This window comes from Candidatus Polarisedimenticolia bacterium, assembly GCA_036004685.1.
In the GTDB taxonomy this organism is placed as follows: domain Bacteria; phylum Acidobacteriota; class Polarisedimenticolia; order Gp22-AA2; family AA152; genus DASYRE01.
This window is the reverse complement of the sequence record DASYRE010000032.1, coordinates 19,889-44,916: the sequence shown is the minus strand read 5'-3', so window position 1 is coordinate 44,916 and position 25,028 is coordinate 19,889. Positions and strand designations below refer to the sequence as shown.

The following is a 25,028-nucleotide window of genomic DNA, read 5'->3' as shown; positions in this document are numbered from 1 at the left end:
CTATTCCCCCCCAACTGAATGACTTCGCAGAGACTTCGCTTGCTGGAGAGACGAGGGCCGCCCTTGCCGCTCGCCGAATCTCCCCACGGGAGGAGCTCCCCGGCCATTTTTTGACACCGGCCGGCTGACCATTTTTGACGCGCCCCCTCTTCTTGACCCTTCCGTCTCGAATCGTCTATAAAGGCGGTGAAACTCCATTCCATGCATGCCCGCGGAGGCTCCGATGCCGGTCGACGATATCGAGAGAGCTCTGGCCGCTCTTTTGGAGGTCGGCCGCAAAGCGCGGGCCTTTGTCTCGATGCCCGTCGTCAAGGGGATAACGCCGAGAGTCCTTCTCGATCCGGCGCGCTCCCACCCGAAGGAGACTCGAGGCGCATGGGAGCGCCGGCACGGTATCTTCAGCCTGGACGAGATTGGCCTGCCGCTGCTGGATCACGCGGTGCTGTATGGAGACGCGTGCTTCGAGGGAATCCTGATCAGGAACCGGCAGGTATTCCTTCTGCGGGAGCATTTTGACCGCTTCTGGCGCTCCGCCGGAGAGCTCGGCATTCACGTCCCCTACGATCGGACCGAGCTCGCGACGCATCTCCTGCAGACGGCTCGCGAAGTCGCCTTTCAGCCGACCGACAACTCCTACATTCGGCTGGTCGTCACGCGCGGACTGGGTGATCTCGGAATCAACCCGAGAAAATGCGTCGCGCCGACGCTTTTCGCCCTGGTCAGCACGATTCGCCTTTATCCGCGAGACGCTTACGAAAAAGGCATCTCCCTCGGCATCTCCCGCGTCATCCGCAGACCGGACTCGACGATTCTGGATCCGCGAATCAAGAGCAACAACTACCTGAACAACGTGCTGGCCTTGCGCGAAGGCTGCGCGGCAAGCGGCGATCCCGAATGCATCATGCTGACTCAGGATGGATTCGTGGCCGAAGCGACCGTGGACAACCTCTTCCTTGTCGTTAAGAGCGAGGGCTGGAAGTCGGATCCCTCCCGCGTGAACGTGCTGACGCCGAAGAGCGATTTCTGCTTGAACGGGATCACGCGGCTGGTCACCCTGGAAATCGCGCGGGCGAAGGGATACACGGTTGAGGAATCGGGCACGATCCTGCCACTGGATCTGATCGGCGAGGATCGGGAAGTCTTCATGACCGGCACCGGCGCGTTCGTGATGCCCATCATCAGCGTGGCCGGACACCGCGTCGGCGACGGCAAGCCCGGCGAGATCACCCGGGTTCTTCTCGGCGGAATCGAAGCGGCGATGGCCGACCCGATTCGCGGGCTTCCGCTCGACGCCGAGCTCCCCGATATCCGGCGCTACCTCCGTTGTTGAGGGTCCTTCCACCGCGCTGCGCCCGGCCCCATCCGCGCTCCGCCCGGTTGCCGCTTTTCGCCCTCTCCCTGATGCTCTTTCTGGCCCCCGCTTCCGGCCAGGCCGGCGATCTTCCGGCCCCACGCCCGGAGAAGCTGGTGCGCGACGGAATCGGCCGCCCGGTCAGGATTCCCTCTCCCGTATCTCGGATCGTCTCGATGGCTCCCAGCGTGACCGAGACTTTGTTCGCGCTGGGCCGCGGCGATCGGGTCGTCGGCGTCACCGACTTCTGCAATCAGCCTCCCGCGGCCCTCCGTAAGGCCCGCATCGGGGGGATGGTAAACCCGAGCTGGGAGACGATCATGAGCCTCGATCCCGATCTCCTAATCGCCACCACGTCGGGAAACGACGCCTCGACGATTGCCCGGGCCGACTCTCTTCACCTTCCGGTCTATTTCCTGGACACGCCGGACCTCGACAGCATGCTCGCCTCGCTGATTCCCCTGGGGTGGATCCTCGATGCGCCCGACCGGGCGCGAACCCTGCACGCCGAGCTCGTTCGCCGCCTCGCCCGCCTTGAGGCGCGCGCCCGCCAAAGGCCGAGAACCAGAGTGCTCTTCTTGGTTTGGAACGATCCCATCGTCGTGCCCGGTCACGGGACCTTTCTCGACGACGCTCTGCGACGGTGCGGATGCGATTCGATCACTTCCGACGCTCCGACGGAATGGCCCACCTTCGATCTCGAGACGCTGATGATTCGCAATCCCCGCTGGATTCTCGCCTCTTCGCAAAACGCAGCGTTCCTTCAAAGCTTGAGGGAAAAACCGGGCTGGCGCGAGATGGAGGCGGTCCGCTACGGAAGAGTCGCGACGGTGAGCGAGGCCATGGAGCGCCCCGCTCCGCGTGTCGTGGAGGCGATGGAGGAATTGACGGACTTGCTCGAAAAAGGGGCCCAATAAGCGACCGCGCGGGAAATCCCGCGCGGCCTTAGGGGGGGATCGCCCGCCTCCCCTCCCATCCGTCTTTTAGGGGGGGCGGTGGAGAGGGATTTCCTTCCCCCCTCCTGTGTCAAGTATTCGACGCATACGCCGTCGGGTCAACAAGGCAAAATCTTTGCTGCTTCTTGAATGCAGCAGCCGCATGCGAGCCTGATGGCTTCGCCTCCGCTACGTCAACTCTCTATTTTGCTATCATATATCCTTGGCTTGCTGGTTCCGGCCCCGCCCTGCCGGAAAAGCGTGAACGCAGTTCATGGAAGGATCGATGGATAGCACGCCCACCCGATCACCCGCCCAGGAAGTCGGTCCCTCCTCCGGCTTCAAGAATTTCGGTCTGCGTCCCGAGGTGCTCGCCGCGCTGGCGGAGATAGGCTACACGGAGCCCACGGAGGTCCAGTCCTTGACGATCCCTCGCGCCATGGCGGGAAAGGACCTCATCGTTCAGTCCAGGACGGGAACCGGCAAGACCGCCGCCTTCGGAATCCGCATCGCCGAGGTGGTGGACCCCACGGACGTCTCGGTTCAAGCGCTGATTTTGACGCCGGCCCGGGAGCTCACGCTCCAGGTTGCCGATGAAGTAGGACGCATTGGCGCCGGGCGGGGGATTCGCTGCGTCCGAATCTACGGCGGCAAGCCGATCGAGCAGCAACTCGAGGAGATGCGGCGGGGCGTGCACGCCGTGGTCGGCACCCCGGGACGCATTCTCGATCATCTCCGGCGGGGAACGCTGAACTTCGATCGCCTGAGAGTTCTGGTGCTCGACGAGGCCGATCTCATGCTCGACATGGGGTTCGAGAAGGAGATGAGGCAGATCTTGGATCACCTTCCGCCGAAACGCCAGACCCTCCTGTTTTCAGCGACCATTCCCCGCAGCATCGAAGTGATTGCCTACCGCTATCTCGTCGAACCGGAGAAGGTGCTTCTGAGCGAGGACTATGTCTACGTGCGCGAGGTCTCGCACGAGTACTACATCACCAACCGGATGAACAAGGAGCGGAACCTCTACAAGCTGATCGAATACGAGGACCCCGCCTCTTCCATGATTTTCTGCAATACGCGGGAGGAAACTCGGGTCGTGGCGAATTTCCTGGGCCACAAGGGACTGCCCGTCGCGATGCTCTCCAGCGACCTTTCCCAGAGCCGCCGGGAGAAGGTGATGGCCGGCTTCCGGCGCGGCGAGCTTCGCCACCTCGTGGCGACGGATGTCGCCGCGCGAGGCATCGACATCGAGAATCTCTCCCACGTCTTCATCTTTTCGTCCCCCAGCTCGCCCGACCAGTACGTGCATCGGGCCGGGCGGACGGGACGGATCGGGAAATCGGGCAAGGCCATCTCCCTCGTTTCGGCCCACGATCTCGTCAACTTCAACAAGCTCGTGAAGGTGAACGACCTCGATGCCATCGAGCGCGATTTTCCGTCCGACGCGGAGGTCACCATGAAGAAGGTTGAGCACCTGCTCGCGCGGCTGAAGGAGGAATCTTCCCGAGTCCCCCCCGAGGAGCTGCTGGAATACGAGCCAGTCGCCGCCCAGATTCTCAATCGCGAAGACGCCCGCACCATGATGGCGGTTCTTCTCCAGGCGCACCTGGACCGCCCGCCGGTCGACTTGGACTCTCTTCCCGAAGGTCCGGGAGCTGCAAAGCATCGGGAAACGCCTTCCGAAGCCCCGGCCGGGCCCGGGCGCGAACGCCAGCCCCGGCGCCGCCGGCATCGGAGCCGAGCCCGCCGTTAAGCGGCGCGGCCAGCTCCGCTCAGAAGAGCGCGGATCTCGAGGAGTCCGTCGAACAGGAAATGCGCCGCGAAGTAGACGAGCGCCAGCGTCGAGACAACGCCCACGGCCCTGACGGCTCGCGGACTGAGCCTTCCCTTCCCCCATCCCAGCGCGATCGCGAGGAAAGCGGACCAGAGCACGCACCCCGTCATCACGAAGATCACGTACAAGAAATGGACGCTGCGCGGGGCCTCGTGGAGCCTCGCCACCGCTCCCCCGAAAAGCGAGAAATAGAAGACGATAGTCATCGGATTGGAAAGAGTGATCAAGAAACCCGATGCCAGGGCTCCGCGGCGCGCCGAGACCGGCGGCGCGCCACCGCCCGACAGGCCGGAGGCCGGCCGGCGCGCTTCCTGCAGGCCGCCCCACGCCAGCATCCCGAGCACGACGGCGGCGGCGCCGTCCAGCGGAATCCGGAAGAGAGGGTGCTGGATGAGAGGGGCCACGCCCACGTAGACGAGGAGCACGTAGAAGAGATCGGCGGCGGTCGATCCGAGGCCGACCAGGAAGGCCGGCAACGACCCGCCGCGAAGGCCCCTCCGGATGATCTCCAGATTGACCGGTCCTATCGGAGCGGCGATGGCGAGTCCGAGCCCAATCCCGTCGCCGGCGAGACCGGAAATGTCGATGGGTTCCTCCAGGTTCGGCCTGAGAGCTCAACGATCCGTGGCGGGCGCGAAGGCTACGGGCGGCTCAGTGAACCGGGGCGTTGCCGTCCGGACGGGTCTCGTCGTCCAGCAAGGACCGGCGTCCCGCGAAACCGTCCGGAATGCGATGCCAGTGGGCGATCCTCGGCTCTCCATATTTCCAGCAGAGGAAGACGATCTCGCTTCCCATCAGGCACGGGAAATCGATCAGGCCGGCCTCGGGGCCGTTGACCACGCAGCCGTGGGCCTGGATGTCCTGAATCATCCGGTTGATCTCCTTGAGGAGGCGCGGAGCAATTCCCCGAATCTCCAGGTGGCGGGCCAGCTCCGGATCGCCGGGCTTGAGTCCGACCGAGCGGGAGGCCGTCTCGATCTCCTCGCGGATCTCGGCGAAGGCGCGGAGCATCCTCCCCACCAGCGGGCGGACTTCGTCGAGGGCATGCTGCGCCTCCTGGACCGTGAAGAGCTTGGGTTCGGCCGTTTCAGGACTCATGAAGAATCTCCCGAGAAAAAGTCTAACCGATGCGTCCCGCTCCGTTCAAGCCGCGCAAGACCCTGACGAAAACATTATCCTCCGGGTGCCGGCGTTGACCCGCCGATCCGTCTCGCGTATGAAAGCTCCGCCTTTTACGCTCGGGAGACCCGCCATGAAAAGTCTCGCCGCCGTCCTTGTGCCGTCGCTCCTGATCCTCCTCGCGACGGCCTATGCCGGTCACCTCCGGAGCCTGGGCGCTCGGGAGATGGCCCTGGGACTTCCCGCAATCTTCCTCCTTCTCGGCGCCTACTTCGCGTTCGCGCGCGCCGATTTCGTCCGCCTGGTTTCGGGCTTCGTCGCCGACTCCCGCACACGCCTGCTCCTGACCGCGCAAGCCTTCCTGCTCCCCTACCTTGTCTATGCCTTTCCGCTGGGTTGCTTCTCGCTCGCCGGCTTCCTGAAGCTGGCCCTCTACGTCAACCTTCCCCTTCTCGTCCTGATCGGAGCCGGGGCGCGGGGTCAGGTCTCCTGGCGGGAGGGAGCGGCGCTGCTGCTGATCTGGCTTCCCCTCGAGCTCCGGTGGCTCGGCCCCCTATGGCCGTGGCCTCCGGGACAGCCCGGCTACTTCCTGTTCGGGATCCTGGGCGTTTCCCTGGCGGTGTTCCTGTTCGTCGTCCAGCGCGGCATGGGGGACGTCGGATACACGTTCGTCGTCCGGCGCCGGGACGCGGCGCTGGCGACCCTCGCCTTCCTGATCTTCGCGCCGATCGCCCTCGCGTTCGGCCTCGCGACGGGATTTCTGCATCCGATCCACCGGCTTCCCGCCGCCCTCCCTTGCGCGGGGAAAGTGCTCGCGATATTCCTGGCCACGGGGGTTCCCGAGGAGCTTCTGTTCCGGGGCCTTCTGCAGAACCTCCTGGGGCGATGGACCGGAAGGCCCTGGCTCTCCGTCGGGCTCGCGGCGATCCTCTTCGGCGGAGCCCATCTGAATAACGGCGGCTCTCCGGACTGGCGCTATCTGCTGCTGGCCACGGCGGCGGGGACCGTCTATGGCACGGTCTACCGCCTCGGAGGAACCCTGATGGCTCCCGCCCTCGCGCACACCCTGGTGGATTCCACCTGGGCTCTCTTCTTTCGGGGGCGCTAGCGCGCCCGGGCGCTTGCGAGGGATGGGCGTGCGGGTATAATCCGGCAAGAAATCGACCGATTCGCGACGGAGAACCGCGAGCGGATGAAACGACGGGTCATCATCAACGCTGATGCGATGGGCATCGACGAGCCGCGGAGCCGCGGGATTCTCGAGGCCCACCGCAAGGGGATCGTCACCAGCACGTCGGTTCTCGCCAACAGTCTGCTGCTCGAGACGATCGCCGCCTGGGCGCGGGAGTCGCCGCGCCTCGGGATGGGCGTCCACCTGAATCTCACCGAAGGCTCCGCCATCCTCTCGCACCCCAGGACGCTGTCTGCCCGCCACGGACAATTCTTCGGTAAGGAGGAAGCCCGCCGCCGCCTGATGGAGGGGAGAATCGATCCGGAGGAGATCCAGACCGAGTTCGACCTGCAAATCCGCCGGGTGCGCGACGCCGGAATCGAGCCCACCCATCTCGACTCGCACGATCATGTCCATCTCTATCCTCGCGTCATGGCCGCGCTTTGCTGGGCGGGGCGCCGTCACGGCCTCACCCGGGTCAGGCTCCCGCGGGAGCCGGTCCCCGCCCCCGGGGTGCTCTCTTCCCAGGTCTACTGGGAGATGGTCCGATGTCAGGGCCTGGTGCCTCGGGCCGCCGAGATCCTCGCGGCCGAAGGGTATTCCACGACGGAGCACTTCCGGGGAACTTCCCTGACGGGGGGGATCCACTTCGATCGGTTCGCGGACATGCTGGCGAAACTGCCCGAGGGCGCCACGGAGGTCATGGTGCAGCCGGGGCTGCGGGGGGCCGGCAGCAAGGGGTTCGCCGGCGAGGACCGCCAGCGGGAGCTCAATCTTCTCACCGATCCCGAAACCCGGAAAGCCGTCGAAAGCTACGGCATCGAGCTGATCACCTTCCGCGATCTCTGAAACTGCGCCGGATCCCTTACTCGCCGTCGTCCGGTTTCTCAGGCTCCGAGCTCCACCACCATCGCCAATGGCTGTGCGTCTCGCACCGCGTGGTCGGCTCCGTTCCCGCGATGAACAATTCCTCGATCTTTTCCGGACACCGCCAGGTGGCCAGCTGGCCGGTGGTCGGATCGACCTTCTCGCGGATCATCCCTTCGGGCTCCGGAAACTCCTGGGTGGCGACGCGTCCGGTTCCCATCATGAAATCGACCCAGATCGGGAGCGCCGCCTGGGCTCCCGTGAGCCCAAGCGCCCGATTGTCGTCGTACCCCACCCACACCAGCACGAGCAGATCGTCGCTGAAACCGACGAACCACGCGTCGCGAAGATCGTCGGTGGTGCCGGTCTTGCCGGCGGCGACTCCCGACAGCCCCAGGTCCGCGGCGGAGGCGGCGGTTCCGCGCAGCACGACTCCCCGGAGAATGTCCGTCAGCAGGTACGCGGCTTGAGGCGACAGGATCCGCGTCGCCGGAGGGGTCTCGGGCTCGACCGCTCGGCCCCGGCGATCGGTGACGCTGCGGATGGCGCGCACGGAATTCCGTATCCCTCCGGAGGCGATGGTGGCATAAGCGGCGGCAATCTCGAGAGGAGTGACTTCGGCGGCCCCCAGCGCCAGGGAAGGGACCTTGGGAAGGGGGCTTTCGATCCCGCAGCGGCGCGCGACCGTGATCACGTGCTCCAGGCCGACGAAGGTCGCCGCGCGAATCGTGGCCACGTTGAGCGAGTTCTCGAGAGCCTGCCGGACGGTGACCACGCCCCGAAATTCGCGGTCGTAATTCTGCGGCGAGTACGGCTTTCCGCCCGAGACGAGGGTAAGCGGAGTGTCTTCGAGCGGCGTCGCGGCGGTGAAGCTGAACCCCGGATCGTATTGCGCGCGGTCGAAGCCAGCGAGATACACGAACGGCTTGAACAGCGATCCCGGCTGCCGCCGGGCCTGATAGGTTCGATTGAACTGACTCTTCCGGTAGTCGCGTCCTCCGACCAGGGCGAGAATCGAGCCGTCCGAAGGACGAAGGGCGACGAGTGAGCCTTGCAAGGTCCCCTTGGGGTTCTTTTGCAGGACGGGGTAGCCGCGCTCCAGACGGTCCAGCCCCGCGCCCAGCGTCTCCTCCGCCCGCTCCTGGAGGTCGGGATCGACGGTCGAGAAGATCCGCAGGCCGGCCCCGGAAGGCGGGGAATCGGGAAATCCCTTCCGAGCTTCCTCTTCGAGGAAATCGACGAGATAAGGCGCGCGATAGTTCCCCGGCCGCTGGCGCGTCACGCCAAGATCCGTCGTCTTGACGACGGCGGCGACCTTCCGGGAGAGGTCCCCCGTCTCCACCATGGAATTGAGAACCCGGTTTCTCCGGGAAAGCGCCGCCTGAGGATGGCGATACGGATTGTAAAGACCGGGACTGCTGATGATCCCGGCGAGCAGGGCCGACTCATGCAGGACGAGCTCCGACGGCCTCTTCCGGAAATAGAACCGGGAGGCCTCCCCCATCCCGCTGATTGCGACCGGCCCTCGCTGTCCCATGTAGACCTCGTTCAAATAGGCTTCCAGGATCTGATTCTTCGTGTAGCGCGCCTCCAGCATCACCGCGGCCACGCTCTCCAGCAGCTTGCGCGTCAGATCCCGCTTCCGGTTCGCGTACAGGTTCTTCGCGAGCTGCTGCGTGACGGTGCTCCCCCCTTGCACGGCGGCGCGGCGCCCGAGGTCGATCCACAGCGCGCGCGCCGTCCCCCGCGGATCGATGCCGGGATGGTGGTAGAAGTTCCGGTCTTCGACCGACAGGACGGCTCGCCGCAGCTCGTCCGGAAACTGATTCAAGGAGTACCAGGTCCTCTCCTCCTGAACGTCGCTGTAGAAGGTGGCGATCAGCTCCGGCTCGATGCGGGCCGTGTCCAGGCGCCGCCCGGTGTTGAGACTGGTGACTCTCCGGATCCGGTTCCCGCGAAATTGAATCCGCACCCGATCGCCCGCGAATCTACCCTCCGGATACTCGAACTCCCGCAGGAAGATGCGCAGCTCCTTGTCGGCCCAGAGGAATTCGCCGGGTTTCGACGGCTGGCCGGCCACTTTTCTGTATCCGAGACGGGTCAGGCGGGAGAGCAGCGAGTACGCGGGCACCTCCGAGTCGACCGTCAGCTTGAGACTGTCCGAATAGAGGCGGGAGGGGAACTGGGCCTGTCGCGCCTCGAATCGTCGCGTCACGTCCAGGAAGATCAGCGCCAGGGTAACGCCGGCGGTCCCGAGCATCACGAAGAGAAGCCTCAGCAGAAGCCTCTTCCCCGCCCCCCGCCGTGGTCTGGGCGAAGGAGCCCCCTTCCCGTTCGATCGCTGCGCCGATTTGGAAGCCGCGGTCATATCGCTCCGCGAGGACGCGTCAAGGCAACGTGGGATTATACTCGCCGGACGTCCAGCCCGCGGACGGGCGAACCGGCCCGCCCGGGGCGTTCCTCCCTCCGGAATATCGATTTCGTAAACTCCTTGCATACCCGGGTCCCGGCCTCATATTCGCCCGAGACTGCCCGGCGCAAGTCCGCCGGAAGGAGACCGCATGAAGCCCACTCTTCGTTCCGTGCTCGCCCTCCTTTGCGTCAGCTTCGGCCTCGGCGGGGCCGCGGCAACTCCCAGCCCCGGCAGGAGTCCCCAGGCGAAGCCCGCCTCCGTGACGCGCCCCGCGAGCAAGGTCAAGAACATCACCATCGTGGCCATCGAGGGGAAGCTCTCGCCCGACGTCATCCGCGTCCGGCGCGGCGATCTCGTCCGCCTGACGTTCAAGGTGAAGGACGGGACGTACGGGGTGAAAATCCCGGCGCTCAACGTGAAAGGGAAAGCCACCCCGGAGCGTCCCGTCTACGTGGAATTCGCCGCCACCAGCGAAGGGGAGTACGAGATCCGGTGCACCAAGTTCTGGGGGATCAAGCACTGGTCGGAGAACGGCAAGATCGTGGTGGAGTAAGCCGCGATCGGCCGCTTCCGCGCCGGCCCGAGTCATCCGCCGATCCGCGAGGACCGGGCGCGACGGCTCAAGGCGGTGACGGCGCTGCCCGCTTTTTCTTTCGCTCATTCCTGACCGCGCCCTTCAAAAGGCCGCGGACGTCCACGATCCGGCCGGCGATGATCACCTTCTCGACGCGGCGCAGCGCGGCGAGATCCCGGAGCGGATCACCGCGGACGAGCAGAAGGTCGGCGCGCTTGCCGGGCTCCACCGTTCCCTGAAGTCTCGACACGCGGAGCAGGTCGGCGTTGCCCCGGGTCGCCGCCTGGATCGCCTCCAGCGGCGTCAGCCCCCCCTCATGCAAGTACTGAATCTCCGTGAAAAGGTTCCCGTGGAAGGTCATTCCGCTCCCGGCGTCCGAGCCCGCCCCCAGCCGGACGCCGGCTTGGTGCAACCGGCGGACCTCCTCGAGGTAGAGGGCCATCCTCTGCTTGCCGGCGGAGGCGATCGCCTGGCGATCGGGACTCCGCGCGAAATCGCCGCGATTCTCCCGCAGGATCTCGCGCTGGTCCGGACTCAGCTTCAGGAGCAGCGCCGGATCGTCCAGCAAATCGGGAAGTGTCGGGCCGAAGTCCTCCCCGGCCACCACGGACAGGGTGGGCACGATGGTGATCCCCTTTCGAAGGATGTCCGGCAGGAGGCCTGAGGTGCTATAGAAAAGATCGGGCGGGTCGAGCGGGCCGGACTCGCCGGGCATGTGCTCGAGGCTGTCCACTCCGGCTTCCACTGCTTCGCGAAGGTCGGCGGCCGTGGCTCCGGCGACGTGGGCCGCCACCGGAAGGCCCCTCCGGTGCGCTTCGTCGACGATCGCCTGAAGGATGTCGGCATCGATCGGAACGAACGAAACCCCCACCCTTCCCAACCCCCGGCTGGTCACCGCCACCTTGATGACCCCCGCCCCCTCGCGCGCCAGCTGCTCGACCCATTGACGTCCTTCCTCGGCGCTGGCGATCGGGGCATCGAAGCTGGTTCGATACCCTCCCGGGACCGTCAGGACAGGCCCGGCGTAGATGAACCTCGCTCCAGACGCTGGATCCTCACGGAGCGCGTCCTCCAGCCGATGGGCGATCGACACGCTCATGTGAAGGTCCCGGACCAGCGTGACCCCGCCCAGAAGCTCGGCTCTCAGGTTGCGGAGGAAGACTTCATGGCCGCGGGGCTGGGGTCGGAGGAAGGTGTACCCGACGATCCCGCTCGCGACCAGGTGGACGTGGGCGTCGATCAAGCCCGGGAGCAGGGTGCATCCAGGAGCTCGAAGCACGGCAACTTGAGAGGGAACGGGGAAGCTTCCCGGCTTGCCGACGGACACGATCGAGCCGCCTTGAATCAGCACCCAGGCGTTTCGCAGGGGAGGCCGATCCGTCCCATCGATCACGGCCCCCGCCTTGACGAGGAGAGGCTCTTCCGTCGGGGACGCCGGCATCGCCGGCGCGGCGCAGGGAAGGCAGAGGAGGAGACCCAGAGCGAGGCGCCTCCATCGATCGCCGGGCCGGCGCGCGTGACGGATCGGCGGTGGCGTGGAGCTCACCGATCGGGATAGGAAGCGGCGACGATGGTGTGGATCCCGCCCCTCACGAGGAAGTCGCCGACCACCTTCATTCGGCGCGGGCGGCACGCCGCGACCAGATCGTCGAGGATGCGGTTCACGACGTCCTCGTGGAAAGCGCCCTCGCCGCGGTAGGACCAAAGGTAGAGCTTGAGGGACTTGAGCTCGATGCAATGCATTTCAGGAACGTAGAGGATGCGGATGGTGGCGAAATCGGGCTGGCCCGTCCGAGGACACAGACAGGTGAACTCCGGGCAGTCAAAGCTGATCTCGTACTCCCTTCCGGCCCGGGGATTCGGGAAGATCTCGATCGATCGATTTGCGGGAACGGACACGGCATTTCCTTTCTGGGGCGCTGTTCAGCCCTGATTATACGGCCTTCGACCCCTCGAGCAGCCCAAGGCTTCCGCTCCTTCTTCCCTGGTTCACCCCGGACTGTATGAGACTCCTGGTCGATTTAAAGGCGCAGAAACGGCCATCCAAACCCATTCGATGCGGCTAAAAACTCGCTCTGTACGATTCCGATCTATGGCCTAACGAATGTAAAATAAGCAAGTTATATATATTTAATAAAATCATGCATAATACTTGACAATAGTACGCTCATATACTATATTAGGCGACGAAATTGGGGTATCAACAGACAACTTAGGAGGCCGACGATGACTCTTGTGAGGTTCCAGCCCTTCGCCGACGATTTTCAAGCGCTCCAGGAAAGAATCAACCGAATCTTCACCGACACCACCCACTCTCGCTTCGGAGGCGAGGAGACGATGCAAGCATGGGCTCCCCTGTGCGACATCTACGAGGAGGGGGACAACATCGTGGTGAAGGCGGAGCTGCCGGGCATCGATCGCAACGACATCGACATCCAGGTCGAGAACAATGTTCTCAGCCTGCGAGGGGAGAGAAAGCGCGAGAAGGAGATGAAGTCGGACAATTCCTACCGCTCCGAGCGCTACTACGGCACGTTCTCGAGGTCCTTCACCCTCCCCATGTCGGTGGACACCGGGCGCATCAAGGCGGAGTACCTTGACGGCGTGCTCCAGATCACGCTACCCAAAGTCGAGGAGGCGAAACCGCGGAAGATCAAGGTGCTGACGAGCTAATTCCTCCGGCCGGCTCCGGCTCTTGTGACGCGAAGCCCCTTCCCCGCTCCGGCGGTTGAAGGGGCTTCGCCGTTTCAGCCGAGTCTGGCGTCCGTCAAGGCTCCGGTCGGGCAGCTCGGCCGCTCCTCCGGCCGGTTGCGCCGCAAGACCAGAGGAAGACCCAGGAGCGCCACACCCGCGCAAATCAGGAAAAGGACCCTGCCTCCCCACGCATCGTAGAGATGTCCCGCCGCCAGCAAGCCGACGGCTCCTCCGACTCCGTAGGTCAGGCCGATGTAAAGGCTCTGGGCGCTGGCTTGAAGATGAGCCGGAAAGAAGCCGCGGGCCGCGTGCACGGCCGTCACGTGAAAGAAGCCATACGTCAGGGCGTGCAAAGTCTGGGAGAGCGCGATCGGAACCCAGGCGGTGGTCAGGGCGAGCACGCTCCACCGGATGACCGCCGCGCCGAAGGCCAAGCTCATCATCCAGCGGCTGCCCCACCGCCGCATCCACCCGTCGGCCACCATCATGGCCGCGATCTCGCAGAAGACGGGAAGCGCCACCAGGGGGCCGATGGCGCTCTTGCTGTAGCCGTTCTCCGAGAGGTGAATCGAAAAAAAGCCGTTGTACCCGCTGTGGCTGACTTCCATCAGGGTGCACGCGACAAGGAATGCCACGACATCCTTTCGCCGCAGCTGCTCCAGAATCCCGCGCGCCGTCCGCTGCGCCCGGGGCGCCGCAGCCGCCGGGAGACCCAGCGCCGCGCCGAGCTGGAGCAAGCTGACCGCCACGAAGGCCGTCACGAAGGTCTCGAGGGAAGTGAGATCGAGCACCTTGCCGAGTATCAGAGCCGCCAGGAGGTACCCCAGCGAGCCCCAGACCCGAATCCGCCCGTACAGGAAGCCGCTTCGAGCCGACTCCTCGAGGACCAGCGTTTCGCTCAACGCGAGGATGGGGGCATGGAAGAAAGCGTAGGCCAGGAAGGCCAGGGAGACGGCCGCGAACCCGTGGGCGACGAAGAGGAGCGAGAACGCCGCCACCGACAGCGCGGTGGTCAGCAGGATCAAGCTTTTCCGGCTACCCGTGCGGTCGGCGATCGCTCCCCAGACCGGAGGAAAGAGGATCTTGCTGAGCGGAGTCAGCGCGGCGATGAATCCGATCTGCAGCGAAGCGAATCCCAGCCCGCGAGTGTACAGTCCCAGGTAAGGAACGTAGATCCCCGCTGCGGCGAAGAACGAAAAGTAATAAAGGCCGAGCAACGCCGCGCTCCGGTTCGCCATCAAGACTCCCGAATCCGATCTCCCCCCGCGTAGACCTGCATGGACCGGCCGCGCAGAAAACCGATCAAGGCCATCCCGGAATCGGCAGCCAGCTCGGCGGCCAGGCTCGAGACCCCCGAAACCGCCGCGACCGCGGGGATGCGCGCCATGAGCGCTTTCTGGACGATTTCAAACGAGGCCCGGCCGCTCACGAAGAGGATCTGTCCTCGCAGCGGAAGCTTTCCCGCGAGGAACAGTGAGCCGATCACCTTGTCCACGGCGTTGTGCCTGCCGATGTCTTCCCGCAGGAGCACCGGCGACCCGTCGGGCGAGCACAGCGCCGCGGCGTGCAGCGCCCCGGTCTCCGCGAACAAGGTCTGGTCCGCCCGGAGCCGCTCGGGGAGATCCTGGATCGCTTCGGCGAGAAACGTGGCGGGATCGTCCAGTGGGCCGGCGACGCGTCGCACCGCCTCGATGCTCGACTTTCCGCAGAGCCCGCAGGAGGAGGTCGCGGGGAAGGATCGTTGCCATCCCTGCTCCGGCAGCTTCGCTCCCTCGGCCGGAAGGACGTCGACGATGTTCCGCTCCGGCTGGCGGCGGTCCGAGCAATAGGCGATCGAGCCGATCTGCTCCGGTCCGGAGAGGATGCCTTCCGTGAAGAGGAACCCGGCCGCCAGCTCGAAGTCGTGGCCCGGGGTGCGCATCGTCACCGCCACCGGCGATCCGCCGAGGCGGACTTCCATCGGCTCCTCCACCACGATGGTGTCCGGAGCGCTCCGGCGGGCGGAGCCTTGCCATCGATCGGCGGGGATTCTACGGATCGCATCCATGAGGCATTGACGATTGAATCAACCGCGGGCCTCCTGCCGGTGGAGGAAACGCGGGAATCTTAGCACGGACCCCGGCCGGGGCTGCGGAAACCCCGTCGCCGGAGAGAGGTCAACCCGGGGGCAGCACGCTCCAGAAATCTCCCTGAAGCGTGAAGTGAAGGTACGCGAGGGGGTGGGAAGCCTGGAACGCGCCGAGCCGGTCGAGGATCTCCGGGCGGGTGGCGAGATGATCGACGACGAACGGGCAACTCGCCAGGAGAATCGCCAGCGCTTCCCTTGCCGGGCACTCATCGACCCGCTCGCGCTCCGCCTTGAGAATACGGTAGACGCCCGCGATGGGAAAGAGTCCCTTGACCGGCAAGCCGCCCGCGTAGGTGCCGCGGAACGGCGTGCCGGCGACCCGATAACCCTCCGGCATCTTCCTTACCAAAGTCAGATCGTCGCTGACCACCCGGCCTTCCCTGGCGATCGACGCCAGGGTCGACTTGCCGCTGCCCGAAGCGCCCAAAAACAGAAATGCGAGGTCCCGGCGGATCAGGGAAGCCGCGTGAAAGAGCATCCCGCCTTCCTCGAGCGCGCGCCACGCGAGGCCGGCGCGAAGGAAATTCTCGACGCACCAGACGGGCTTCTCGAACCCGCCCCGGGCCAGGGCGATCTGGCCCCGGCCCTCACCCGGCGAAATCCATCCGGTGAAGCCGTAGGACCTCAGCAGCAAGTCCGGGCCCTCCCAGAACAGGCTCAGGGGGTGTGCGGTGCGCGCGGCGGACTCCGGGACCGGAATGAACTGCTCGGCTTTTCCGTCGAGCACGTCCACCTCGAACGCTTCGGGCTGGTCCGGAGCCAGGAACGCCTCGTACCGGGTTTCGAGATCCCGGCGCAAGATCGCGTCCATCCCGCGAAACCGATAGCTCCAGCCGCCGAGATCCAGGATCAACGGGGCGGCGTCGCCGCGCTCGGCCAGGCTTCGATGGGAATCACGAGAAGGGGGGGGAAAGCGGTTCAGGCTCACCGGGGCGACCCTGAGGAAATCAGAGCGCCGCCACCGGAGCGTCGGTCCTCACGGCGCGGACGACGTACCGCCGGGGAGCGGAGCCGACGTAGCGGAATGGGTAGCAGGTGATCAAGGTCAGGATCGGCTCCTTCGTGGCGGCCAGGACGCTGGTGTCGCCGGATCGAACGACACGCACCGTCTGGACGCGGTACTTCACCTTCTTGTTCCCCGCCTCCAGCTCGATGAGATCTCCGACCACGACGCGTCCCAGCCGCCGAAAATGGATGTCCCGGTGGCCGGCGATGATGCAATTGTCGGGATCGCCGGGGGCGGCCGAACCGACCAGATGCCCAGGGGCGCGGAGCAGGTCCCTTTTCCGCGTTCCCTCGATCACCGTCACGTTCAGGCCGATGCGCGGGATGGACAGCCGGGCGAAAGCGTCGCCCGCATGGGGCGCGGCCCGGCCCGCCGCTTCGGACGGCAGGAGGGGATCCTGCGAGTCCTGGGAAAGCTGCCAGGCTCTTTCGGTTCCATAGCCCGCGAGTGCCGCCGCGAAAGCGGCGGCACCCGCAAGCACCAGGATCACGCCCGTCCAACGGCGGGCATCGTGTCGAGCCGTCACGCCATCACGCGCTGCGGCGGCGAAGGATCAGGAGACCGCTTCCGACGAGCCCCGCGCCTCCCAGGAGCAGCAACGGGAGAGGGCTTGCCGTGGCCGGCATCGTCCGATCCGCATCGTACGAGGGCTCGGGTTCCGCGGGGGCCTCCCGCTCTTCGGCGGTCGAGGGAGTCGGCTCGGGCTCCGGCGGGGCCTTGGCGTATTGAACCGGCGGCTCGGGCTCCGGCTGGTAGGCGGTCTCCGCCGGCTCCAGAGGCACCGCGACGGTATCCGGATTCAATTCCTCTTCGTGGGCGAGCAGCGTCTGGAAGGTCTCGTCGTCGAGGGTCCTCGTCATGTTCAAGGCATGCTCGCTCTGGTAGTTGGAAAGGGCTTGACGGGTCTCGTCGTCAAGCTCCCCGACGGTGTAGCTGTCGGGCGCCAGAAGACCCTCGGTCACGAGGATCCGCTGCGCCCGGCTGATGTCCCGGGAGTTCTTGAACACGCCGGTGTCTTCGGCGCTCGCGGGAATCGCGGCGAACGTCACGGCCATCGCGATCGCGACGCCGAGGGCCAGGGAAACGGACTTCCAGGATCTCATGATTCCTCCTCTGTGAGAGATGACCGACCTCTTCGAAAGACTCCTTCGCGCCGCGGCCATGCTTCGGCTCGAAAGAGCGCCTGCACCATTTTCGCCTCACTCTAACATGACCCCGTGAGGCGGCCAACCCGGAGTCGTGGATTCCGGGCCCATGCTATGATGCCCGCACGGCGAGGGATGGATGTCACACTCCGGATTGGATGATCCCGAATCGAACGAACCGGCTTTGGAAGGAAAGGCTTGGTGCCTGCGGTGCGGCGACGAGCGGGGCTACGTCCTGAGCAAGATCGAATTCCTCGGCAATCCCGTCAGGGCCTCTTTCTTCTGCACCGAGTGCGGCGCGCGGGTGAGCCCGGACGCCTCGGACAGGTCGGCGGCTCTGAAAATGCGCTCGGAAGGGAGGTGGCTCCGGTTCGGGGCGGTGGGATCCTTGCTCGGGATCCTTCTCCTTCCCCCGCTGTTCGTCGTCCTGGCGCTTTATCTTCTTTGGAAGATGCTCTGAAACGGCCCCGGGGCGCCCCGGGCGCGCGCGGAATCGAAGCGCCGGGAGCGCAAGGAGCTCAACGCGCCGGATGAAGAGGCGCCCGCGACGGCCTGAGAAGCAGGTAGATCCCGATTCCGAGCAGAAGCAAGGGAACCAAGGGGATCAGTCCGATGGCGACGAGGATCGCCAGGAGGATCCCGGCGATCAGAAAGCATCCCTTCACGAGAGCGCCGGCCAGCCCCAGGCCCGCCTTCACTCCCAGACCGAGGATCTTGAACGGCAGCAGCAGGAGATGCACCGCCAGGACAATCGCCGCCGTGGCGAGAAGCAGCGGGAAGGCCAAAAGCGCCAGGAGCCCCAGGATCAGCAATCCAATCAAAACCGTCATTTCAGTCGCCCCCCTTTCCCTTCAAGAACGGAGGTTGGGCGCCAAAGGTTCCGGATTCATCCCCTTTCGGGCGCCTTCTTGAAGACGATCTCCCGGGCGCGCCGCGCGACGTTTTCCGGCGTGAACCCGAACTGTTTCATCAGCTCCTCCGCCGGCGCCGAGGCTCCGAACCCGGTCATCCCGAGAAAGCCTCCGTCCAGGCCCACGTAGCGCTCCCAGCCCATTCCCACGGCGGCCTCCACCGCGAGCCTCGCTTTGAGCAAGGGGGGAAGGACGCTTTCCCGGTAAGCTCGCGGTTGCTCCTCGAAGAGCTGCCAGCTCGGAAAGCTCACCACCCGGGTGGGAATCGAATGCGGCTCGGCCTGGAGGATCTTCTGGGATTCGAGGATCAGCGGAACTTCCGAGCCCGAGGCCATCAGGATCAGCCGGGGGTCCCCGCCTTGCGCTTCGGAGAGGACGTAGGCTCCCCGCTCCACCGTGCCCGGTGAGACGGCCGGGCGGTCGAGGACGGGAAGCTTCTGCCGGGAAAAAAGCAGCGCCACGGGGCCGTTCTTGCGTGTCACGGCTACTCTCCAGGCCGCCACCGACTCCGTCGCGTCGGCGGGGCGGATGACGACCAGGTTCGGGATGGCGCGAAGCGCCGGCAGGACCTCCACCGGCTGATGCGTGGGGCCATCCTCTCCGAGACCGATGCTGTCGTGGGTGAGCACGTAGATCGTGCGGATTCCCATCAGCGCGGCCAGCCGGATCGACGGCCTCATGTAATCGGAGAAGATGAGGAAGGTGCCCCCGTAGGGGATGAGCCCCGAGAGCGCCATGCCGTTCAGGAGGGTGCCCATGGCATGCTCGCGGACTCCGAACCAGAGGCTGCGGCCCGAATAATCGGTTGCGGAGAATTCGGGGCTTCCCTTCAAATAGGTGAGGGTCGATCCCCCCAGATCGGCCGATCCTCCCAGGAGCTCGGGGATCCTCCCGGAGAGCGCCGTAATCACCTGTCCCGAAGCTTCCCGCGTGGCCATCGGTTTCGACCCCGCGGCGAACCGGGGAAGGTCGGAGTCCCAGCCCGGGGGAAGCTCCCCGGAACGAATCCTCGCCAGCTCCGCCGCTTCGGCCGGGAAGGCCTTCTCGTATCCGCGGCGCGCCGCCTCCCATTCCTCTTCGAGAGCGGCGCCGCGCGCCACCGCCTCGCGAAACTTGGCAAGGGCCGGCGGGGGGACGAGGAAGCTGGCGTCCTCGGGCCAGCCCAGCGCTTTTTTCGTCAGGCGGACCTCCTCCTCGCCCAGGGGCGACCCGTGGGCCTCCGCCGTGTCCTGCTTGTGCGGGCTGCCATGGCCGATGTGGGTGCGGGCGAGGATCAGCGAGGGGCGCGTTTTCTCCGCCGCCGCCTCCGCCAGCGCCGCGTCGACCGCCGCCAGATCGTCGCCGTCCATCGAGCGAGTCTGCCAGCCGTAGGCCTCGAAGCGCTTCTGGGCGTCTTCGGTGAACGACTTGGAGGTCGGACCGTCCAGGGAGATGTGGTTCTGGTCGTAGAGATAGATCATGTTCCCGAGCTTGAGATGTCCCGCCAGCGAGGCCGCTTCGGAGGCGACTCCCTCCATCAAGTCTCCGTCGCTGACCAGCGCGTAGATCCGGTAATCGACCACCGGGTGTCCCGGGCGATTGAAGCGGGCCGCGAGGTAGCGCTGCGCCAGCGCCATTCCCACGCCGACTCCGAATCCCTGCCCCAAGGGACCGGTCGTGGTCTCCACTCCGGGAGTCATTCCGTACTCGGGATGGCCCGGCGTTCGACTCTCCCACTGCCGGAAACGCATTATCTCCGTCATCGGGAGGTCGAACCCGGTCAGGTGCAGCAGCGAATAAAGGAGCATCGAGCCATGCCCGGCGGACAGGACGAAGCGGTCGCGTCCGGGCCAGGAGGGATTCACCGGGTTGTAGCGCAGGTGGCGCGTCCAGAGGACGTAGGCCATGGCCGCCGCGCCCATGGGAAGGCCGGGATGCCCCGACTTGGCCTTCTCGACGGCGTCCATGCTCAGAGTCCGAATCGTGTTGATGCAGAGAAGATCGAGTTCTCGAGCGGATTCCACGGCGGCCTCCGTTGCGTTCAGGTCTCGGCTCGCTGCCCATGTTAGCACATCGAATCCGCCTCCCTTTTCTCCCCGACCCGGCGACCCTCCGGGAACCTTCGACGCCCGGCTCACGTACTCATGAGTGCGGCATTCATCCAAGGAGGAGCCCATGCGCAGCCCGTCCCTCGCCCTTGCTTTCTTGTCGGTTCTGGCCCTCGCCTCGCCCGCTCGGGCGGCCGAGGCCACGCGGATCCTCAAGGCGGAGCTTCCGGCGTCCGTCACCGGCCGTTTCCGGGTCGAGAACCTCGCCGGCGCGATGCGGATCGTCCCCGGGGCAGGCGACCAGGTGACGGCGGTCGCCTCCGTCCACGCTGAAAGCGACACGCTCGCGGCCATGATCCGTTTCGAGCGGGTCTCCGAGGCCGGAACCCCCACGCTCCGAGTGATCTATCCGCTCGACGAGCACGGCACCCTCCGCTACGACCCCAAGAAGACGGACCGCTCCTTCCTCGGCCTGTTCGGCGGCGGAAGCACGACCACGAAATACGACGGGCGGAAAGTCCGCATCTCGGGGAGCGAAGGGGTCGTGATGTACGCGGACGTTGAAATCCGAGTTCCCTCGGCACCCTCCCTGGAGGCCGTCTTTCGCAACGACGTGGGACGCCTCCACGCGAGCGGCATCGCGGGGAAGATCCGCTTCGACAGCTCGGGGGGCGACATCGACCTGGATCATCTGAAAGGCGAGATCTCGGCCGACACCGGATCGGGCGACGTGAAGGCGGCCGATCTCTCCGGCTCCTTCTCCTGTGACACCGGCAGCGGAAATTGCACCCTCACGAGCTTCCAGGGCGATCGGCTCAAGTTCGACGTCGGCTCCGGCGACGTCCGGGTCGGCTCGTCGCAGGTGCGGCAGATTTCGGCCGACACCGGATCGGGCGACATCCGGATTTCAGCGAGCGACCTCGAGAGCTTCGCGGCCGACACCGGCTCCGGCGATGTCGTCCTGGAGGGCGAAGGCGGGCGCCTGGCCAAGGTGACGGCCGACACCGGAAGCGGCGACGTGACGCTCCGGCTTGCCGCGGACGCGACGTTCGAGGCCCGCGCCGACCAGGGCAGCGGCGACATCCGGATGGAATACCGCGACGCGGAAGCGATCGTCGAGCGCAAGCAGGTCGTCGGCTACCGCCGAGGCGACTCGCGCATCCGGATCGACGTCAGCACGGGGAGCGGCGATTTGACCATCGGGCCGATGCGGTAGATCGACGCGGTCGGCGGCGCTCCGCCCGCTCCCGCGCGCCCCCATGAGGGCCTTCGGCGCGGAGCGATTTGAAAACCCCGGCGCTTTGTGGTCTGCTTCATCCCGGAATCGGCAAGGCCGACCCTGCATCGCGCCGGCGCCCGGGATTGTCGCCATGACCCGACCCCACAAGCGCTACCAAAAGCCCGGGACTTCTCCGGGAACGCTTCGGCCTCCCGACGTGGCCCCGGCGGAAAAACCGCAGATCACCGTGATCGAATACACCCCCGACGAGGTGAAGGAACGCAGCCTCGAGTCGGTGGAGGGGCCGCTCCCGGCGCCGGAAAGCGGAGCGGTCGCCTGGATCAACGTCACCGGCCTCCACGACGTGGATCTCCTCCAGCGATTGGGCACCCGCTTCGGATTGCACCCGCTCGCCTTGGAGGACGTCCTGAATACGGGGCAGCGCCCGAAGCTCGAGGAGTTCGAGGACCATTGTTTCATCGTCATGAAGGACGTGAGCCTGAAGGAAGGCCTCCGGTCGGAGCAAGTCACGCTCTTCTTAGGGAAAGGATGGGTCCTGACGCTTCAGGAGTGGCCCGGCGATCCTTTCGAGCCGGTCCGGGAGAGGATTCGCAAAGGGAAAGGGCGGATCCGGAAGATGGGGGCCGATTACCTCGCCTATGCCCTGGTCGACGCCCTGGTGGACGGGGCGTTTCCGGTCCTCGAGATGCTCGGAGAGCGGGTCGAGGAGCTGGAGCTGGAACTGGTGTCGAATCCCAACCGGCGGACGCTGCAGGAAATCCACCGCGTCAAGCGCGATCTTCTCTACTTGCGGCGCTCGGTGTGGCCGCAGCGTGAGGTGATCAACGCGCTGATGCGGGAGGACTCGCCGCTCGTGCGGCGCGAGACGCGGATCTACCTGCGGGACTGTTACGACCACACCATCCAGATCATGGACATGCTCGAGACCTACCGGGATCTCGCGGGAGGGATGCTGGAAGTCTACCTCTCCAGCGTCAGCAACCGGCTGAACGAGATCATGAAGATCCTGACGATGCTGGCCTCGATCTTCATCCCCCTCACGTTCATCGTCGGCGTCTACGGCATGAACTTCAACACCGCGGTGAGCCCCTGGAACATGCCGGAGCTGAACTGGTACTGGGGCTATCCCGCCGTCCTGCTGGTCATGATCGCCGTCGTGGCCGTCATGCTCCTGCTGTTTCGCAGGAGAGGCTGGATCTGAGATCAGCGGTCCGAGCGCCGGCCCGGCGCCGGCCCCGGCCTGCCGAGCTCGATTCGATCGAAATCGTCCCACCCGACGGTGATCTTGCGCCCGCGCTCCGTCACGTGGATCCCCTTGTTCTCCCAGCTGACGTCGTTGGATCCCTCGAGAACGAGAACCTCGCCGCCGAACAGGGTCACTTCGGCGGAGCGCTCCGAGACCTTCTGGATCGATCGGATGTTCTCGAACGGAATCGAATACTCCACGCCGTCTTCCTCCCCGTCCAGGGTTTCCCAGCTGCGCTCCTCGTCGTCGTCCCAGACGATGTCCCCCCGGTGCGACTCCCCTCCCAGCGTGACGACCGTTCCCTGGATCGGTTGCCCCCCGCTGAAGCTCTCGTAGCGCGGCGCGGCCGGAGCCTCGGCGAAAAGGACCCGCTTGAGCTGGCCCCAGCCCACTTCGACAGTGCCCAGGCCGGCGACCGCGATCTCGATCCCGCGGTTTTCGGAGTTGACGTCGTTGGTGCCGCTCAGCGTGACGGTCTCTCCGCGCGTCAGGACGACGTCGCAGCTTCGCGAGCTGCGGCGCCGTATCTCGCGAATCTCCCGGAAGGGTATGGAGCGCCGATCGCCGCCGGCATCCCCGTCGAGAAGGTCCGAGCGCAGTGCCTCGTCACGATCCCAGACGATGAATCCGGTGTACTCTCCGCGACGCGTCTCCACGGTCCCGTAGAGCATGTCGGCGTCGCCGCCCGACCGCGGGTCCGGCTCGAATTCGACCCGATCGACCTGGTCCCATTTCAGCTTCACGCTGCCCGCCTTCCCGTCCCGGATCTCGATGCCCCGCATCTCGTCGCCCAGATCGCTGCCGCTCTCCCGAACCTTGAATTCCTCGCCGTTCTTGAGGCGGAGCAGCGCACGCCCGGAGCCCAGCGGCTCGATGGCGCGGAGATGGCCGAAGGGGATGGAGAAGCGGCTGTGCGTCCAGGAGCCGACGCGGATCAGCTCGGCGATCTCCCGGCCGATGGGAGGAAGATCATGGTGGCGCGACGGGGATCTGACCTTCTTCTCTTTTTGCGCGTCCAGGGCGTTCTGCCAGGAAACTTCGTTGCGGTCCCAGCGGATGGGGCCCCGGTAGGTGCGGCCTGCCGTGGTCGTGACCTTTCCGAAGATCTCCCCGCCGGCCGTGAGCCGGCTCGAGCCGAGGAGAAGGATCGACAGCGCCAGAAGCCCGAACCTTTTCATGGCGAACCTCTTTGACGTGGCGTGGTTTTGTCCATCCCACGCGCGCACGGGCGCGCGCAGCCTCTCCGTCCTCTAGATACGGACCCGGAGGGCGCCAGGTTCCCGTTTCGACCCGGCGTTGACCTGAAAGTCCCCTCCCGTTATGATGACGGGCATTCCGTCCGGAGGCATCCCGGAGGCACCGATGACCGACCGCATCTCCCAGATCCTGAGCTTTTACGAGAGCGACAATCCGGGCACCCGGGCCAACCTGGCCCGCATCCTCAATCACGGACGCCTGGGCGGCACCGGCCGGCTCGTGATCCTGCCGGTCGACCAGGGCTTCGAGCACGGTCCGGCGCGCAGCTTCGCCCCGAATCCCCCCGGCTACAACCCTCTCTATCACTTCCAGCTGGCGCTGGAGGCGGGCTGCAACGCCTACGCCGCGCCGCTCGGGGCGCTGGAAGCGGGCGCCGCCCGCTACGCCGGCGAGATTCCGCTCATTCTCAAGGCCAACAACCACGACGTCCTCCACAGCGACAAGGATCCTCTCTCCGCCGTCACGGGCAGCGTGAGGCAGGCCCTGCGCCTGGGATGCGCGGCGATCGGCTTCACCATTTATCCCGGCTCGTCACAGAGCCGCACGATGTACGAGCAGCTGAGGTCGCTCGCCGAGGAGGCGAAGGAGTCCGGCCTGGCGGTCGTCGTCTGGTCCTACCCGCGGGGCTCGGAGCTCAGCAAGGAGGGGGAAACCGGGATCGACGTGGTGGCTTACGCCGCCCAGATCGCGGCCCAGCTCGGGGCCCACGTCATCAAGGTCAAGCTGCCCTCCGAGCACCTCGAGCAGGCGGAGGCCAAGAAGGTGTATGAAAAACACCGGGTCCCCATCGGATCGCTCGCCGAGCGCGTCCGGCACGTCGTCCAGAGCGCGTTCGACGGGCGGCGGATCGTGATCTTTTCCGGCGGCGCGCGGGCCGACGACGAGCGCGTCTTCGAAGAGGTCCGCGCCGTCCGCGACGGCGGAGGGTTCGGATCGATCATCGGCAGGAATTCCTTCCAGCGCGGCCGCGCCGACGCCTTGAAGTTCCTCGATACGGTGATTCGGATCTACGCGGGAGAGATCCCGTAGACCGGGATCGATCCTTCTCCACCGCGAATCTTTCCACCGCCACGCGTTCCGGGGCGTTCGAGACGCTGCCGGAGCCCGGAT

The 25,028-nt window shown here is 65.8% G+C and carries 24 protein-coding genes; 11 read left to right on the top strand and 13 right to left on the bottom strand.

Annotated elements, in window-relative coordinates:
* Positions 1 to 223 precede the first annotated feature (223 nt).
* From VGR67_08375 to VGR67_08365, 3 genes are all read left to right on the top strand, one after another.
* Positions 224 to 1,330, top strand: coding sequence for an aminotransferase class IV (locus VGR67_08375; GenBank protein HEV8336414.1), 1,107 nt, complete (start codon positions 224 to 226; stop codon positions 1,328 to 1,330).
* Between the two features lie 47 nt (positions 1,331 to 1,377).
* Positions 1,378 to 2,268: a helical backbone metal receptor gene (locus VGR67_08370; protein HEV8336413.1), complete on the top strand. Its 891-nt coding sequence runs from the start codon at positions 1,378 to 1,380 to the stop codon at positions 2,266 to 2,268.
* A 304-nt stretch (positions 2,269 to 2,572) separates the two neighbouring features.
* Entirely contained in the window at positions 2,573 to 4,039 is a 1,467-nt protein-coding gene (locus tag VGR67_08365) for a DEAD/DEAH box helicase (protein HEV8336412.1), read from the top strand.
* Here VGR67_08365 and VGR67_08360 read toward each other — a convergent pair.
* Together VGR67_08360 and VGR67_08355 are read right to left on the bottom strand one after the other, a co-directional pair.
* A complete protein-coding gene (locus tag VGR67_08360) occupies positions 4,036 to 4,659 on the bottom strand; it encodes a LysE family transporter (GenBank protein HEV8336411.1) in 624 nt (207 codons plus the stop codon). The genes VGR67_08365 and VGR67_08360 overlap by 4 nt on opposite strands.
* A 112-nt stretch (positions 4,660 to 4,771) precedes the next feature.
* On the bottom strand, positions 4,772 to 5,218 hold the full coding sequence (locus VGR67_08355) for a DUF2203 domain-containing protein (GenBank protein ID HEV8336410.1): 447 nt from the start codon (positions 5,216 to 5,218) through the stop codon (positions 4,772 to 4,774).
* A 154-nt stretch (positions 5,219 to 5,372) separates the two neighbouring features.
* On the opposite strand from VGR67_08355, the gene VGR67_08350 reads away from it, so the two are divergent.
* Together VGR67_08350 and VGR67_08345 are read left to right on the top strand one after the other, a co-directional pair.
* Entirely contained in the window at positions 5,373 to 6,347 is a 975-nt protein-coding gene (locus VGR67_08350) for a CPBP family intramembrane glutamic endopeptidase (GenBank protein ID HEV8336409.1), read from the top strand.
* An 84-nt stretch (positions 6,348 to 6,431) separates the two neighbouring features.
* The gene (locus tag VGR67_08345) at positions 6,432 to 7,259 is read left to right on the top strand and encodes a ChbG/HpnK family deacetylase (GenBank protein HEV8336408.1); all 828 of its coding nucleotides are present in this window, start codon (positions 6,432 to 6,434) and stop codon (positions 7,257 to 7,259) included.
* 16 nt (positions 7,260 to 7,275) lie between these two features.
* Here the strand turns inward: VGR67_08345 and VGR67_08340 are convergent, their stop codons facing one another.
* On the bottom strand, positions 7,276 to 9,645 hold the full coding sequence (locus tag VGR67_08340) for a PBP1A family penicillin-binding protein (GenBank protein HEV8336407.1): 2,370 nt from the start codon (positions 9,643 to 9,645) through the stop codon (positions 7,276 to 7,278).
* A 193-nt stretch (positions 9,646 to 9,838) separates the two neighbouring features.
* On the opposite strand from VGR67_08340, the gene VGR67_08335 reads away from it, so the two are divergent.
* A complete protein-coding gene (locus tag VGR67_08335) occupies positions 9,839 to 10,243 on the top strand; it encodes a cupredoxin domain-containing protein (GenBank protein HEV8336406.1) in 405 nt (134 codons plus the stop codon).
* Between the two features lie 67 nt (positions 10,244 to 10,310).
* On the opposite strand, the gene VGR67_08330 is transcribed toward VGR67_08335, so the two are convergent.
* Both VGR67_08330 and queF read right to left on the bottom strand, forming a co-directional pair.
* Positions 10,311 to 11,810, bottom strand: a complete 1,500-nt coding sequence (locus VGR67_08330) for an amidohydrolase family protein (GenBank protein ID HEV8336405.1) — start codon at positions 11,808 to 11,810, stop codon at positions 10,311 to 10,313.
* Complete coding sequence (queF, locus tag VGR67_08325) at positions 11,807 to 12,163, bottom strand: preQ(1) synthase (protein HEV8336404.1); 357 nt, start codon at positions 12,161 to 12,163, stop codon at positions 11,807 to 11,809. Before queF ends, VGR67_08330 begins: the two co-directional genes overlap by 4 nt.
* A gap of 327 nt (positions 12,164 to 12,490) precedes the next feature.
* Between queF and VGR67_08320 the strand changes: the two genes are divergently transcribed.
* Positions 12,491 to 12,937 (top strand): Hsp20/alpha crystallin family protein, encoded by a 447-nt coding sequence (locus VGR67_08320; GenBank protein ID HEV8336403.1) that lies wholly within the window; start codon positions 12,491 to 12,493, stop codon positions 12,935 to 12,937.
* Between the two features lie 74 nt (positions 12,938 to 13,011).
* On the opposite strand, the gene VGR67_08315 is transcribed toward VGR67_08320, so the two are convergent.
* The 5 genes from VGR67_08315 to VGR67_08295 form a co-directional block, all read right to left on the bottom strand.
* Positions 13,012 to 14,196, bottom strand: a complete 1,185-nt coding sequence (locus VGR67_08315) for an MFS transporter (GenBank protein HEV8336402.1) — start codon at positions 14,194 to 14,196, stop codon at positions 13,012 to 13,014.
* Entirely contained in the window at positions 14,196 to 15,005 is an 810-nt protein-coding gene (fdhD, locus tag VGR67_08310) for a formate dehydrogenase accessory sulfurtransferase FdhD (GenBank protein ID HEV8336401.1), read from the bottom strand. Before fdhD ends, VGR67_08315 begins: the two co-directional genes overlap by 1 nt.
* A 109-nt stretch (positions 15,006 to 15,114) precedes the next feature.
* Complete coding sequence (locus VGR67_08305) at positions 15,115 to 16,014, bottom strand: hypothetical protein (protein HEV8336400.1); 900 nt, start codon at positions 16,012 to 16,014, stop codon at positions 15,115 to 15,117.
* A gap of 19 nt (positions 16,015 to 16,033) precedes the next feature.
* Positions 16,034 to 16,582, bottom strand: coding sequence for a class D sortase (locus VGR67_08300; GenBank protein HEV8336399.1), 549 nt, complete (start codon positions 16,580 to 16,582; stop codon positions 16,034 to 16,036).
* Positions 16,583 to 16,622: 40 nt separating this feature from the next.
* Positions 16,623 to 17,195 (bottom strand): hypothetical protein, encoded by a 573-nt coding sequence (locus VGR67_08295; protein ID HEV8336398.1) that lies wholly within the window; start codon positions 17,193 to 17,195, stop codon positions 16,623 to 16,625.
* Positions 17,196 to 17,376: 181 nt separating this feature from the next.
* On the opposite strand from VGR67_08295, the gene VGR67_08290 reads away from it, so the two are divergent.
* On the top strand, positions 17,377 to 17,697 hold the full coding sequence (locus VGR67_08290) for a hypothetical protein (protein HEV8336397.1): 321 nt from the start codon (positions 17,377 to 17,379) through the stop codon (positions 17,695 to 17,697).
* 58 nt (positions 17,698 to 17,755) lie between these two features.
* On the opposite strand, the gene VGR67_08285 is transcribed toward VGR67_08290, so the two are convergent.
* Both VGR67_08285 and tkt read right to left on the bottom strand, forming a co-directional pair.
* Positions 17,756 to 18,067 (bottom strand): hypothetical protein, encoded by a 312-nt coding sequence (locus VGR67_08285; GenBank protein ID HEV8336396.1) that lies wholly within the window; start codon positions 18,065 to 18,067, stop codon positions 17,756 to 17,758.
* Between the two features lie 56 nt (positions 18,068 to 18,123).
* Positions 18,124 to 20,151 (bottom strand): transketolase, encoded by a 2,028-nt coding sequence (gene tkt, locus VGR67_08280; GenBank protein HEV8336395.1) that lies wholly within the window; start codon positions 20,149 to 20,151, stop codon positions 18,124 to 18,126.
* Between the two features lie 151 nt (positions 20,152 to 20,302).
* On the opposite strand from tkt, the gene VGR67_08275 reads away from it, so the two are divergent.
* Both VGR67_08275 and corA read left to right on the top strand, forming a co-directional pair.
* Positions 20,303 to 21,391 (top strand): DUF4097 family beta strand repeat-containing protein, encoded by a 1,089-nt coding sequence (locus VGR67_08275; protein HEV8336394.1) that lies wholly within the window; start codon positions 20,303 to 20,305, stop codon positions 21,389 to 21,391.
* Positions 21,392 to 21,545: 154 nt separating this feature from the next.
* Positions 21,546 to 22,616 (top strand): magnesium/cobalt transporter CorA, encoded by a 1,071-nt coding sequence (corA, locus tag VGR67_08270; protein HEV8336393.1) that lies wholly within the window; start codon positions 21,546 to 21,548, stop codon positions 22,614 to 22,616.
* Positions 22,617 to 22,618: 2 nt separating this feature from the next.
* Here corA and VGR67_08265 read toward each other — a convergent pair whose 3' ends face one another.
* Positions 22,619 to 23,839, bottom strand: coding sequence for a hypothetical protein (locus VGR67_08265; GenBank protein HEV8336392.1), 1,221 nt, complete (start codon positions 23,837 to 23,839; stop codon positions 22,619 to 22,621).
* 184 nt (positions 23,840 to 24,023) lie between these two features.
* On the opposite strand from VGR67_08265, the gene VGR67_08260 reads away from it, so the two are divergent.
* On the top strand, positions 24,024 to 24,947 hold the full coding sequence (locus VGR67_08260) for a class I fructose-bisphosphate aldolase (protein ID HEV8336391.1): 924 nt from the start codon (positions 24,024 to 24,026) through the stop codon (positions 24,945 to 24,947).
* The last annotated feature ends 81 nt before the right edge of the window (positions 24,948 to 25,028 follow it).

Coding starts and splice junctions, on each gene's coding strand:
- VGR67_08375 (HEV8336414.1), top strand. CDS start 224: ATGCCGGTCGACGATATCGAGAGAGCTCTGGCCGCTCTTTTGGAGGTC.
- VGR67_08365 (HEV8336412.1), top strand. CDS start 2,573: ATGGATAGCACGCCCACCCGATCACCCGCCCAGGAAGTCGGTCCCTCC.
- VGR67_08355 (HEV8336410.1), bottom strand. CDS start 5,218: ATGAGTCCTGAAACGGCCGAACCCAAGCTCTTCACGGTCCAGGAGGCG.
- VGR67_08350 (HEV8336409.1), top strand. CDS start 5,373: ATGAAAAGTCTCGCCGCCGTCCTTGTGCCGTCGCTCCTGATCCTCCTC.
- VGR67_08345 (HEV8336408.1), top strand. CDS start 6,432: ATGAAACGACGGGTCATCATCAACGCTGATGCGATGGGCATCGACGAG.
- VGR67_08340 (HEV8336407.1), bottom strand. CDS start 9,645: ATGACCGCGGCTTCCAAATCGGCGCAGCGATCGAACGGGAAGGGGGCT.
- VGR67_08335 (HEV8336406.1), top strand. CDS start 9,839: ATGAAGCCCACTCTTCGTTCCGTGCTCGCCCTCCTTTGCGTCAGCTTC.
- VGR67_08320 (HEV8336403.1), top strand. CDS start 12,491: ATGACTCTTGTGAGGTTCCAGCCCTTCGCCGACGATTTTCAAGCGCTC.
- VGR67_08315 (HEV8336402.1), bottom strand. CDS start 14,196: ATGGCGAACCGGAGCGCGGCGTTGCTCGGCCTTTATTACTTTTCGTTC.
- fdhD (HEV8336401.1), bottom strand. CDS start 15,005: ATGGATGCGATCCGTAGAATCCCCGCCGATCGATGGCAAGGCTCCGCC.
- VGR67_08295 (HEV8336398.1), bottom strand. CDS start 17,195: ATGAGATCCTGGAAGTCCGTTTCCCTGGCCCTCGGCGTCGCGATCGCG.
- VGR67_08290 (HEV8336397.1), top strand. CDS start 17,377: ATGTCACACTCCGGATTGGATGATCCCGAATCGAACGAACCGGCTTTG.
- VGR67_08285 (HEV8336396.1), bottom strand. CDS start 18,067: ATGACGGTTTTGATTGGATTGCTGATCCTGGGGCTCCTGGCGCTTTTG.
- VGR67_08275 (HEV8336394.1), top strand. CDS start 20,303: ATGCGCAGCCCGTCCCTCGCCCTTGCTTTCTTGTCGGTTCTGGCCCTC.
- corA (HEV8336393.1), top strand. CDS start 21,546: ATGACCCGACCCCACAAGCGCTACCAAAAGCCCGGGACTTCTCCGGGA.
- VGR67_08265 (HEV8336392.1), bottom strand. CDS start 23,839: ATGAAAAGGTTCGGGCTTCTGGCGCTGTCGATCCTTCTCCTCGGCTCG.
- VGR67_08260 (HEV8336391.1), top strand. CDS start 24,024: ATGACCGACCGCATCTCCCAGATCCTGAGCTTTTACGAGAGCGACAAT.